Here is a 13,276-nt window from a genome sequence, read left to right on the forward strand (position 1 = left end):
GGCAAATATAAAAAAATAAAGATTATTTATTACCTAGGGTTGTTTGTTCTAATAATATTAGTTGCGGAATCGTTTTTTTGGCTGATAAAATTGCAGCCAAATCTTGTGCTTGCTCGACTGTAAAATTCCCAGAAATAGAAGAGTCCCCTCCTTTTATCGCACCAGAAGTTACACCCGGAGCAGAATATACCATATCATTTAAAGTAATGGCTATACTTGTTCCTTTTTGAAATGCTTTTCCTGTAATTCGTTCCCAAATCATAGCACCTTCTTCATTCATTTTTATTGTTATTTCAGGTTTCCCTGTAACTCCAAATACTTGTCTAGCACTGGTTATAACCTCTCCTGTTAAAGGTGGTTTTTGTTCTCTATTTGATTTGGCAGCATACAAAGGAACATGCCCAGAAGCATCGGGCATCCCCCATAAAAATTTAACTTTATCTGCGCTAAAAGGTAATTTACTTTTTGATGTTTTACGTTTTAAAATTGAATTAAGGTAGGCAGTATCTTCAACTTTAAAATTAAAGATAACGGGGCCTCCCATATACCCAATAGATGTAACCAGTTCTGATAATTGTGGACTATTCTCTTTCTCAATTTTATTCTTATTATTTTCATCACTGTCAATACTAAAAAAGTAAGTATTAAACTCCTCCCCTTTATACAATTCCCAAAACTCAAGTTTTCCTCTGTTTGAAATTAATCTATCTACTCTTTTAATATTAAGTTCATTTGCTTTAATCTTTACCTCTATTTGATTTTTTCCGAAACACTCAACAGTTGATACAACACCAAAATTCGCTAATCTTTCTTGAATCACTGCTATGGTATTTTTAATTTCTATACCAGACAACCCGATATCATTTTCAAAACCATATACAAATCTATACTCTTGTTTAGGCTTAATCAATTCACAGGAAAACAAACAAAACACAAAAGCAAATACTATTATTTTTTTCATAATATTTTTGAATAAAAAAGGCTATCAAAATAATTTTGATAGCCTAAATATATTTAAAATCTTATTGGTATTACAATTCTAACAACCCGTTAGTTTTAGAAACACCTTCTGCACTAGCTTTCATATGCTCTTTTTCGGCATCACTTAATGGTACATCTACAATTTTCTCAATGCCATTTCTACCTAAAATTACTGGTACACCAATACAGATATCACTTAATCCGTATTCTCCTTCTAAATATGTAGAACATGGGAACATTTTCTTTTGGTCGCACGCAATAGCTTGCACCAAACCACTTACTGCTGCTCCTGGCGCATACCAAGCAGAGGTACCTAACAACTTAGTTAAAGTTGCGCCACCTACTTTGGTGTCTGCAGCAACTTGCTCTAAACGTTCTTCACTTAAAAACTCAGATACTTTAATACTATTTCTTGTCGCATGGCTTGTTAATGGCACCATACCTTTATCGCTATGCCCACCAATTACCATACCGTCTACATCACTAATTGGCGATTCTAAAGCTTCTGCTAATCTATACTTGAATCGTGCAGAATCTAAAGCGCCACCCATACCTATAATTCTATTCTTTGGTAAGTCTGTAGTTTTATGCACTAAGTAAGTCATAGTATCCATTGGGTTACTTACTACAATAATAATCGTATTTGGAGAATGCTCTATCAAACTAGCTGATACTGTTTTTACGATACCTGCATTAATCCCAATTAATTCTTCTCTAGTCATCCCTGGTTTACGAGGGATACCTGAAGTTATTACACAAATATCACTTCCTGCTGTTTTAGAATAATCATTTGTTACTCCTGTAATTTTGGTATCAAAACCATTTAAAGAAGCTGTTTGCATTAAATCCATAGCTTTACCTTCGGCATAACCTTCTTTAATGTCTAACAATACAACTTCAGATGCAAAATCTTTAATCGCAATATATTCGGCACAACTTGCACCTACTGCTCCTGCTCCAACTACGGTAACTTTCATAATTTTATATTTAGATTGTTTGTGATTTAAGTTTTTAACACAAAAATATAAGATTGCAATTCATGCAACCTTATACTTTAAGTCATGCAAAATTAGTTAATTAAAGCACTTTAAACAATGAAAAGCGACACAAACATTTAGTTAAACCTACGAATACCAATTCTATAAAAACCCAGACTATTTTAAAGCAAAGCCTTAAAAATTTCACAAAAAAATTAAGATTAATTCAATTTGAAGTCTCAAACTTCTAAGGATTGTAAAAGAACTAAGTATTAAGCAAGAAAAAAGTGCAACTAAAATAGCTGCACTTTCTAACTAAATTAAATAAAAACTAACTAAAAAAACTAAATAATTATTTATGAAAAAATAATGTCGTTATTACATTTTATCTGAATCCAAAATTGATACCTAATGAAAAGGCGTTAAAATCAGATAAATGATATTCTGCGTTAAGCCTAAAAAAGCCTAATTTTAATTTTGTTCCAAGCGTTCCTCTTACTGCCGACACTTCACTTTGTACTGAAAATGGGTCTACAATAGGATCTGACGATATTAATCCGTTTGTGACGATATAGGTTCCTAACAAATCAGATTCTGACTTACCTTTTATGTAACCTAAGCCTCCATAAAAATTGATAACAGGAAGTTTCGTAGACGCTACTAATGATAAGAGTAAAGTATTTGTTTTATTCTCTATACGCTGATCGCTACCGCTAATTCCTGAGGAATCTGTTAAATCGTACTTACCATCGAGGTGTGTATATGCTACCACACCAGAAACAGCCACAGGCCATAATTTGTCAGCTGGTAACCAATCTGTAAATTCAATTTGCAATCCAGCACCATACATGCTCAATGACACCTCATCTGTATCTACGGTAGGCACAAATCGTGCTTTTACCTCAATACCTTTGCTCAAGCCTATGGCTCCTTGAATAAAAGCGGTTGGCAATAGGTTACCTGTACCATCTCCAATACCGTCGGGCAACTCTAAGGTTTCACTTTGATTGCCAAAAATTGGGTCTTCATATTCTATATCAACAAATACTGTAGGATCATTTTCGCCTAAAACACTAGCTACCATCTGAGGGTTACCACCTTGCGTAAAAGAAATATTGTTATAATCAGACGTATTCATATTGAACATTTTCTGATCATCTCCATACTGAGCAGCATTGGCAATAATTGAAATCTCAAAACCTCCTAAAGGTTTTGCCTTTCCAGAATTAAACCAATTGGCATTCATACTGTGCATTAAACCATTGGTTCCCGGTGCAAGGTAATCGTTAGCAAATCGTTCAGCGTCTTCAACACCTGCTGCCAATAAAGCGTCAATATCATTTTGTGCTTTTACGAATGTTACTGAAAGTGTTAATACTAGTAGTAAGGCTAATCTTTTCATTATGGTTTTTTAGATTTGGTTTTACAAATGTATAAAAAAAAACATACGAAACAACATTTTATCGAAAAAAAATGCTTTTTATCGATATTTAATATCAGAAATTACATCTAAAACTAATATTAGGCGTTAATCCTAAGGACTTATTTTCTATCTTAATAGTGCTATTGGAATTGTTTGGATCTACCTCATAATAGGTATTAATTACATTCTTTCTATTTGAAAGATTGATAACTCCTATCCTTAACGAGCTTTTCAGGTTTGGCATTATTTTAAATGCATAATTGAGTGAAGCGTCCAAACGTATAAAATCATCTTGTCTTTCATTGTTTGGCAAATCATAGTTTACAAAAATGGTATTGCCGTCTTGTACGGTTTCATTACCTTCAACAGGCTTTGTATATGGTTGCCCAGAACGCCAAATACCACCAATAGAAATTTCTAACGTTTTTAAGATACTGTAGTTAAATGCTAATGATACCGAATGCCTAATATCAACATTGTTGGGAAATATAGATGGCGATAACGTATCAAATTCATAATCATTTAAACTATAAGTATAGCTTAACCAGGTGCTAAAAGTAGCAGCTGTTTTATTAATCAAAAATTCTACTCCACGAGCATCGTAACTACCAGAGGCATTTAAATATTGAAAATTATTGTAAAACCCTTGATTGGATACTGTTATACCATTTACTGTTTTGTAAAACCCTTCTACATCCAAAACCCAATTATTCTTGAGGTATTCTAAGCCAAAAGACGCCTGTTTACTTTTAGAAATTGGAATAGATACATTATCAGCTAAAATCCATCGTCTATTTTCTACACCTAAAAAGTCATCTTGAAAATCGATTATTTGCGTTACAGATTGGTTTTTAAACTCTCCTTGTAATTTTATTGCAAACTGATTGGTTAATTTTTGCCTCAAATTTAATCGTGGTTCTATGATAAACTCATTAAACTTCTGAAAATAATTACCCCTAACACCTAATCTTAAATAAGTTTTACTGTTGTTAAGCTCTAACTCCCCAAAAGCTGCATGGTTAAGCAATACATCTTTTTTCGTACGGTCGTAGGCTGGGTTGCTCACATCAGTAGCATTTAAAATCCCTGTTTCGCTAAATTGATATCCTAATGCAACATTTAGTTTTTCATGAATCTTGAAATCTGTTTTTATCTTGACACCTGTTTCCAATACCTCATTGGCCTGTATCAACCTTTGATCTGTTTCTATCCTGAAATCTATTGCATCAACATTATATTTTGTGTAAAACCCGTTAATTAGGGTGGAAAACCTATTGTTCCACTTAGCATGCCAACTCCCCCCGAAACCTAGATTCTTCTGCTGTAGGTTACTGGTTTTAGATTCTGTTTCGTTTTCTGTATTTGTAAATGTTTCCGTGTAATCCAGGTTATTGTTAATGCCAATGACATTAGCCCTGAATTTGTGGTTTCTATTTAAATCGAAAAGTATTTTTGCTGTATAATCGTAGAAGAAGAAATCTGAAGTTCTATTGCTTTCACTAATATTATCGCTATTTGTAGTTAATTCGCTATCCTGAAAACTACGCTCAAAATAATTATCATAAGTTGGCGAACTAAACACATCAGTAAAAGAACGTCTTCCAGAAACATGAAATGCTAATTTCTTATTTATTGGGATTTCCAGAAATGCATCTGCGTGTATTAAGTTAGCACCAAATCCGCCTGAAAGATCGCTTCCAATATCATTCTTAGTAAACATATTAATAGTACTGGACACCCCATCACTAAACTCACTTGATGTACCGTTCTTGGTCACTACAACTTTATTGGTTAAATATGGGTTATAAGCAGAAATAAGCCCAAAGAAATGCCCAGAATGATACATCTTTATGTTGTCCCAAAGTATTAAATTCTGGTCGTTTGTACCACCACGTACATTTATGTTGGCAATACTTTCATTTACACTTTCTACACCAGGAAGTGCTTGAATAGATTGTAAAACATCTGGTTCTGTAAGTCCTGGAAGCACACCAAACTTTTCGGTATTTAGTAACGTGCTACCATCTGTTTGTTTTTGTAAACCAGTGGTTAAAAATTTTGAAATTAATATCTCGTTTAAGATTTCGCTTTCCTCTGTTAACACCACCGTTTTACATGTCCCATACTTTTTTCGAAGCTCATGAGCTTCAAAGCGCAATGTTTTGTATCCCAAAAACGATATTACCACAGCTTCTTTAACTTCTACATTTTCTATTTCAAAATTACCATTAGCATCAGCAATAATGCCTTTTGAAGAATTATCAATAAATATGGATGCCCCAAGTAGCGACTCCCCCTTTACTTCGGGAACCAATGTTCCGCAAATTGTTATTTTTTTATCTATGGTAGATACGGTTATGTAGCGATCCGTTAAAAATTTAAAACTTAAAATGGTCGTATCATTAAGATACTGAATAATAGTTTTTAATGAACTTGCATCAGGGGGTAGATTAACTATTACATGGTTTACATCTTCTACTGAATACGAAAACTTTACATCAAATTTTGTTTCCATATCAGAGATGAGCTCTTCAAGTTTTACCTGTTCCTGTCCCTGTATTATCGTAAAACTAAGTAAAAAAAAAGCAATAGCAACACAGCGCTTATTTAGCTTCATAATTGTAGAACTTAACATTTTTACCGTTTATTGTATAGCTTAATTTTAATGGAATAGTTACAGCCTTTAATGCAATATTCTTATCGGTGTGCGTAAAACTCCCTGAAAACAACACATTTTGATCAATTCCTTTAGAGGTAATGTTAATATCATACTGCGTTTCAAGTTCTTCAATAACTTGCCATAGCGGCACCTCTTTAAAACTTGACTCCTCAGTTAGCCAAGAAGGGTTTTGTGCATTAAAATCCCCAACGTTAATTATTTTACCATTTACCAGCCTGAAAGTTTTTCCCGGCAACAATACTATTTTGCTAGAACCACTAGTAACACGAACGGAACCTTCATAACACTGAACCTCAAAATAATTGTCACGCTCTTTTACATTAAACTGGGTTCCTAAAACCTTTATAGTTCCTTCATCTGTATTTACAGTAAATGTTTTTCCTTTGGTTACCTTAAAAAAGGCTTCCCCGTCCAGGTTTAAAACCCTATCCTTTTGCCACTCTTTTTTATTATACGAAAGTTTAGATTGCGCATTTAATATCACTTCAGAGTTATCGGGTAAACTTAAAGTTTCTGTCTGGGCTATTTTAGTGGTAAATGTTTCGGTATTATTAAAAAACAAAAAGTATGACGACGTGAGTAGGATTATAAAAATAGCAGCCACCTTAAGGAAAGATTTAAAATTTAACGGAATAACCTTAGGCTCTTCTCTGTTAAACATCTTCTTTTTAAAATCTGCTAAAGCTTTTTCTGCATCTACTTTTGGCGCTTCTAACTGTTTAGCATAAAAACCCGTTTTTTCTAAAACAGTAAAGTCCTCTTCTGGGTAAAGAGATTTGATTTCCTCGGTAGAAATCTTACCATCAAACCATTTTAGTATGTCGTTTTCTTTACTCATTTTTTAATGCTTTTCAACCTTAAGACACCTATATATATGTTTACCCTACCAAATTTTTTAAAAAAAATTAAATATTTACCCCCTCCATCTTTTTACGCAATACTTTTAAGGCACCAGACATACGCTTTTCAACAGTTTTTTGAGACACACCCAACATATCAGCAATCTCACGGTATTTTTTATCCTCAACCCTGTTCAACAAAAAAACTTCACGTTGTTCCTCACTTAAATCAGCAATCACAGCTTGTAATTTTTGTTTAAATTCTTCTTCTTCCAGTAAATATTCAGGACTCATATCCGTTCTATCCATATATGGAGATGCCTTGGCATAATTCAACACCACTTTTTGATGACGAACAGTATTTAAAAATAAATTGTTGACAGTGGTAAAAAGATAGGTTTTAGCCTTTTCAAAATCTATTTTGGCACAATTTTCCCAAATTTTCGAAAACGCATCTTGAACAAAATCTAATGCAGCTGCATTATCTCCACATTTATAATAGGCAAAATTATTAACCGCTTGTATGTGTTCTAAATAAAAGGCATTAAAATGCGATTCTTTACAAAGTTTAGGTTTGGAGCTGCTCATAAAATCAAAAAATTATGATACCACAAAAATAGATATATTTTTTTTCACATTATAAATATCTTATTTTCAATTACTTATACATTATTCAAGTAAAAAAGTAAAAAAATCCATAGGGTAAAAAGAAACCCATGTGTCTTAAAAATGTATGAGAACAAAATACAACAATACAGGATTTGATATAATATATAAAATAGTTAGAACGCTATTAATCATCATACTTGTACTATGTATTTTTACCTCGATAGAATTAACAATTAAAATATTTTTTTAAAAATTTGGTAGGGTAAAAAACAAATAACGTGTCTTACCAATAGAAAGCGAAAAAAGCTATGAAAAAGAAAAATCTTATAACCAAAAAAAATGAAATCATGAAAAATTTAAAATTTTTAACCGCAATCTTATTAGTATCAATTTTTACGTTTACATCTTGTCAAGATGAAATTGATAGCGAAAATGGAAACCGAGAAAACACGAATAGTGCAACATCTCCAACAGCAAGCAACTTAGAACGCTCCTCTATGTACGATGGTAGTTTTGACGATTTTCTTGATGGTATATCCTGTTCATCAGTATTATTACCGGTTACCGCAACAATAAACAATACTCAGGTTACCTTAATTAGTGAATCTGATTATAATTTAGTACTGAATATTCTTGGAGAATTTACAAACGATGATGACAGTATTCAGCTTCAGTTTCCCTTAACCGTAAGACTAAGTAACTATACTGAAGTAGAAGTGGCAAACCAGACAGAATATGATGCCCTTATGGCTGCCTGTGAAGAGGCCGAAGCTGAGGCGGAAGATGCTATTAACTGTATAGACATTGATTTTCCAATCACTATTTTAACTTTCGACCTGGGTCTTGAGCAAACAGGAAGTGTAGTTATCGAATCTGAGCAGGAGTTATACACCTACATGAATAACTTTGGAAACGATGCACTGTTCTCTGTAAATTACCCTATCACTGCTACAGTAAATGGAGACACCACAGTTACAATAACAAGTGATATGGACTTACAGTCTAGAATTACTGAATGCCTAGGCATTGAGGAAATGGAAGAGGAGGCTGAGGAAAATGCCAATACTTTGGAAGATATTTTAGTTGACGGGATGTTTAGAATAGAATCGTTCATAACTGCAGGGGTAAATACTGCTACCGATTATGCTGATTACACTATCGATTTTGCAAACGACTTAACATGTACTGCTGAAAATACAGTAAACACAACAGTACAGGATGTAGAGGGAACGTATGAAGTAGCCTCAGAAACTGAAGTATTCTTAACATTAACCTTTAGTGGAAACGCTACGTTCGAGTTGTTAAACACTACTTGGGAAGTAACCAGTTTTTCATCAAATACAATTAATCTACAAAGCACAACAAATGCTGGAGTAACCCTAGTGTTGTCTCAAATATAAAACTAGACTGGTTTTTATTACGTATGTTATGGTAAAGCGGCTACCAACCCCAAATGGTAGCTGCTTTTAACAAAAAAACAAACAGATGAAACAATATACAATCATTACAACCCTGTTTTTATCGCTGATTTTTGCATGTTCTAAAGATGACAGCAATACAGAAAACACCCCAGACAATCAGATCTTAAATAAAAACATAAATAGACAGCCTACAGGAAGTTCAGCAAACGATTTGCTATCAGAGACTACTTTTAAGAGTGCTGTTATTGAGTTAGTATATGTTGAGGGTTTTGAACCTACTCAGGTAGCTATTGATAATTTTGTTTCATTTTTAAACAACAGAACGTTTAAGCCAAACGGTATCAGAGTTGAAAAACGAGGAATTGTCACACCTGGGAAAGAGCGGTTTTCAATTGATGATATTGCAGATATTGAAAAAAAGGAGCGTACCAAATACAACTCTGGAGATGAAATAGCTATTTGGGCACTTTTTATTGATGGTAAATCAGAAAATGATACCGAAAACAGCGTAACCCTGGGTAGTGCCTATTGGAATACCTCTTTTGTAATCTACCAAGAAACCCTACAAAACTTAAGCAACAGCCCATTTGAACCTGATAGAAGTTTATTGGAAACTACAGTAATTACGCATGAAGTAGGCCACATTCTGGGTTTAACAGATTTAGGGTCAGATATGCAAGAACATCATGAAGACGAAGCCCACCCTAAGCATTGTAATGTAGAAAATTGCCTTATGTATTGGGCTGCTGAAACGGGAGCTGGGATTGCTAATATGACGGAAATGACTAGTGCACCACAATTAGACGCCTTTTGCTTAGATGACCTTAGGGCTAATGGAGGCAAATAAAGAAAGAATATAACCTAAAAAAAACAGAACAATGAAAATAAAATTTTTAATCATAGTAACACTTTTAAGTACAATAACCAATATTAATGCGCAGAGCAAATCTAATGCTGGTTTAAAAGTAGGTTACAATTTAGCTGCTGTAAGTTTTGACGGCGAAACTAAAACTGGACAAAGACATGGATTTCATGCTGGATTTTATGGAGAATCTTTCCTATCTGATGTGATAGCTTTACAAGTTGAAGTATTATACTCTCAACAAGGCTATGAATTGAGAGATAACGGAGGAACCTTTACCCAGAAATTAGATTATATAAATATGCCTTTAGTCCTAAAAATATATCCCGATGCCAATTTCTATTTAGAAGCTGGACCGCAAGCGGGTTTAGCCATTAACCACAAAGAAGAATTTGATAGTAACTTTAGCTTATTCAATACTTCACAAGAATTTGACCCTCAAAGTTTTGATTGGGGTGTTAATTTTGGAGCAGGTTTTAAAACCGATACAGGAGTTAGCCTTGGCGTAAGATATCATTTAGGAATGGGAGATATTTATAACGAGGGCAACCCACAAAACAGAGTTTGGCAATTCTCATTAGGATTCGATTTTTAATCAAAAAAAAATCATATATAGCAAAAGCCAGTTTGATTTATCAAATTGGCTTTTTATTTTTTTAAATACATAGGGTAAATTAAAATTAAGGTGTCTTATATATGAAAGGGTTAAATACCCTAATTAATAACCTTAAACATTTAAGCTATGAAACTTTTAAAAACAAGCATTAGTATTATAATCATGTGTATTTCATTTTCTTTTTACGCACAAGAAGGCAACAAAAATGAAGATGAGAAAATAACAGACAAAGCATCATACTATGAAAAGCGTGCTGCTGAAGATGCCAAATTTGAGCAACAATTTAAAGCAGAATCCGAAACTGAAGCCAAAGCATTCTGGGAAGATCAAAAAGCTTATGAAAAAGAGTTAAAACAAAGAGACCGTAAATCATACCGTGCTTACATGAGAGGAAAAAGAGATGCTTATGCAGAACATTACGAACACTGTAATGACCATTGCCATCATGGGGAGCGCTATTATTACCATGCTTCATTCTATTATTACAGATATGATGGCTATTACTATAATAGATACCCGAGAAGAAGCACTATAAACACTAGTGTTAGGGTTAATGTACCAAGCGTAAGAATTGGCATTTAGAGTATAAATTTTAATTTGTCATTCAAACAAAAAAATGTCGCTTTATTTACAAAAGCGACATTTTTAATTTTAGTTTTATTTGGTTATGCTTACGCATCAATATTCGCATAGATAGCATTTCTTTCAATAAAATCCCTACGAGGAGGCACTTCATCTCCCATTAGCATAGAGAAAATCCTATCAGCTTCTGTACCATTATCTATTTGTACTTGACGCATAGTTCTAAATTCTGGATCCATAGTAGTATCCCATAATTGTTCTGCGTTCATTTCTCCTAAACCTTTGTAACGCTGAATTTTTGAACCGTCTCCAAATTTTTCTATGATTTCATCTCGCTCTTTATCACTCCATGCATATTGCTTTTTAGCACCTTTTTTCACTAAATATAGTGGTGGCGTAGCGATGTAAACGTGACCGTTCTCTACTAATTCTTTCATGTATCTAAAGAAGAACGTTAATATTAACGTAGCAATGTGGCTACCATCTATATCGGCATCACACATAATTACAATTTTGTGATAACGTAATTTAGATAAGTTGAGCGCTTTGCTATCTTCCTCTGTTCCAATAGTAACACCTAGTGCTGTAAAAATGTTTTTTATCTCTTCATTCTCAAACACTTTATGCTGCATGGCTTTTTCAACATTTAAAATCTTACCCCTAAGTGGTAAAATAGCTTGAAAATTTCTATCTCTACCTGCTTTTGCTGTACCACCTGCAGAATCTCCCTCAACAAGATATAGCTCACATTTTTCAGGGTCTTGCTCAGAACAATCACTTAATTTCCCTGGCAATCCACCAATGCTCATAACGGTTTTTCGCTGTACCATCTCACGTGCTTTCTGAGCAGCATGCCTTGCCTGAGCAGCAAGTATTACTTTTTGCACTATGGTTTTAGCATCATCTGGGTGTTCTTCTAAATAATCAGTTAACATCTCTGAAACTGCCTGACTCACTGAAGCAGACACCTCTCGGTTACCCAACTTGGTTTTTGTTTGACCTTCAAACTGAGGTTCAGCCACTTTTACCGATATGATTGCTGTTAATCCCTCACGGAAATCATCTCCAGAAATGTCAAACTTTAATTTATCTGTTAAACCAGATGAATCTGCATACTTTTTTAAGGTATGTGTTAGTCCACGTCTAAAGCCTGAAAGGTGAGTTCCTCCTTCATGCGTATTGATATTATTTACATAAGAATGCAAGTTTTCTGCATAAGAGGTGTTGTAAATCATAGCCACTTCAACTGGAATGCCATTCTTCTCTCCTTCAAAAGCAATCACATCTTTCATTAGAGGTTCTCTTGTAGCATCAAGATATTTTACAAATTCCGTTAAACCTTCCTCGGAATGAAATGTTTCTCCTTCAAAAGAGCCATCTTCTTTCGTTGCTCTTTTATCTACCAAATGCACTGTGATGCCTTTATTTAAGAATGCTAGCTCACGTAGTCTACTAGCTAATGTATCGTAGCTATATTCAAGTGTTTGGGTAAAAATTTGTGCATCAGGCTTAAAGGTAACTATGGTTCCTGTTCTATCTGTTTCTCCAACGGTTTTTACAGGATACAATGTTTTTCCTCTTTCATATTCTTGTTCCCATATTTTCCCTTCTCTGTGAACTGTTGCTTTTAAATGTTCGGATAATGCATTTACACAACTAACACCTACACCATGTAATCCTCCTGATACTTTATAGGAATCTTTATCAAACTTACCTCCCGCACCAATTTTAGTCATTACAACTTCTAGTGCAGAAACGCCTTCCTTTTTGTGAAGTCCAACAGGAATACCACGACCATCATCTTCTGTAGTGATGGAGTTGTCTTCATTAATGGTTACCGTTATATTGTTACAATGTCCAGCTAAGGCCTCATCTATGGAGTTATCAACCACCTCGTATACTAAATGATGTAGACCTCTAACACCAACATCTCCAATATACATCGATGGACGCATGCGTACATGCTCCATACCTTCTAAAGCCTGGATACTATCTGCTGAATAATTGTGTTTTTTAGCTTCTTCGCTCATGTGTTTTTATTAATTTTAAACTTTAGTTTGAGTTTGTTCTTAAACAATCGTGCCCGTCGGCAAGATGAATTCAATATGTTAAATGTTTAGAAATTCTATCTTGAACATTTAGAATCTCATTAACATAAAAAAATGACGCCATAGCATCATTTCCTTCACTAACAAATATACGAAATTTTAGACCCTTAAAATAGCTTTTTAGCGAGTTTATACAATAATTATCAACAATTGTTAATTAACTAAAAAACGCCTTAAA

General features: G+C 33.9%; 11 protein-coding genes. 4 read left to right on the forward strand and 7 right to left on the reverse strand.

Features of this window, described 5'->3' with window-relative positions:
- Positions 1 to 22: 22 nt before the first annotated feature.
- The 6 genes from JS605_RS12015 to JS605_RS12040 all read right to left on the reverse strand — a co-directional run bounded on the left by JS605_RS12015 (position 23) and on the right by JS605_RS12040 (position 7,488).
- Complete coding sequence (locus tag JS605_RS12015) at positions 23 to 961, reverse strand: SecDF P1 head subdomain-containing protein (protein WP_203257974.1); 939 nt, start codon at positions 959 to 961, stop codon at positions 23 to 25.
- A 70-nt stretch (positions 962 to 1,031) separates the two neighbouring features.
- Positions 1,032 to 1,958 carry a malate dehydrogenase gene (mdh, locus tag JS605_RS12020; RefSeq protein ID WP_203257975.1) on the reverse strand — a complete coding sequence of 309 codons (927 nt, stop codon included), beginning with the start codon at positions 1,956 to 1,958 and terminating at the stop codon, positions 1,032 to 1,034.
- A gap of 385 nt (positions 1,959 to 2,343) precedes the next feature.
- Entirely contained in the window at positions 2,344 to 3,360 is a 1,017-nt protein-coding gene (locus JS605_RS12025) for a DUF6588 family protein (RefSeq protein ID WP_203257976.1), read from the reverse strand.
- Between the two features lie 94 nt (positions 3,361 to 3,454).
- On the reverse strand, positions 3,455 to 5,998 hold the full coding sequence (locus JS605_RS12030; RefSeq protein WP_203257977.1) for a TonB-dependent receptor plug domain-containing protein: 2,544 nt from the start codon (positions 5,996 to 5,998) through the stop codon (positions 3,455 to 3,457).
- On the reverse strand, positions 5,985 to 6,899 hold the full coding sequence (locus tag JS605_RS12035) for a FecR family protein (protein WP_203257978.1): 915 nt from the start codon (positions 6,897 to 6,899) through the stop codon (positions 5,985 to 5,987). The genes JS605_RS12030 and JS605_RS12035 overlap by 14 nt, the downstream gene beginning before the upstream one ends.
- A gap of 67 nt (positions 6,900 to 6,966) precedes the next feature.
- Positions 6,967 to 7,488 carry an RNA polymerase sigma factor gene (locus JS605_RS12040; protein ID WP_203257979.1) on the reverse strand — a complete coding sequence of 174 codons (522 nt, stop codon included), beginning with the start codon at positions 7,486 to 7,488 and terminating at the stop codon, positions 6,967 to 6,969.
- 368 nt (positions 7,489 to 7,856) lie between these two features.
- On the opposite strand from JS605_RS12040, the gene JS605_RS12045 reads away from it, so the two are divergent.
- The 4 genes from JS605_RS12045 to JS605_RS12060 all read left to right on the forward strand — a co-directional run bounded on the left by JS605_RS12045 (position 7,857) and on the right by JS605_RS12060 (position 10,990).
- Entirely contained in the window at positions 7,857 to 8,909 is a 1,053-nt protein-coding gene (locus JS605_RS12045; RefSeq protein ID WP_203257980.1) for a hypothetical protein, read from the forward strand.
- Between the two features lie 85 nt (positions 8,910 to 8,994).
- Positions 8,995 to 9,777 (forward strand): zinc metalloprotease, encoded by a 783-nt coding sequence (locus tag JS605_RS12050; RefSeq protein WP_203257981.1) that lies wholly within the window; start codon positions 8,995 to 8,997, stop codon positions 9,775 to 9,777.
- A 31-nt stretch (positions 9,778 to 9,808) separates the two neighbouring features.
- Positions 9,809 to 10,387, forward strand: coding sequence for a porin family protein (locus JS605_RS12055; protein WP_203257982.1), 579 nt, complete (start codon positions 9,809 to 9,811; stop codon positions 10,385 to 10,387).
- Positions 10,388 to 10,534: 147 nt separating this feature from the next.
- A complete protein-coding gene (locus JS605_RS12060) occupies positions 10,535 to 10,990 on the forward strand; it encodes a hypothetical protein (protein WP_203257983.1) in 456 nt (151 codons plus the stop codon).
- Between the two features lie 89 nt (positions 10,991 to 11,079).
- Here JS605_RS12060 and gyrB read toward each other — a convergent pair whose 3' ends face one another.
- Complete coding sequence (gene gyrB, locus JS605_RS12065; RefSeq protein ID WP_203257984.1) at positions 11,080 to 13,020, reverse strand: DNA topoisomerase (ATP-hydrolyzing) subunit B; 1,941 nt, start codon at positions 13,018 to 13,020, stop codon at positions 11,080 to 11,082.
- Positions 13,021 to 13,276: the final 256 nt, after the last annotated feature.

It is taken from the genome of Hyunsoonleella ulvae, assembly GCF_016827605.1.
Classification (GTDB): domain Bacteria; phylum Bacteroidota; class Bacteroidia; order Flavobacteriales; family Flavobacteriaceae; genus Jejuia; species Jejuia ulvae.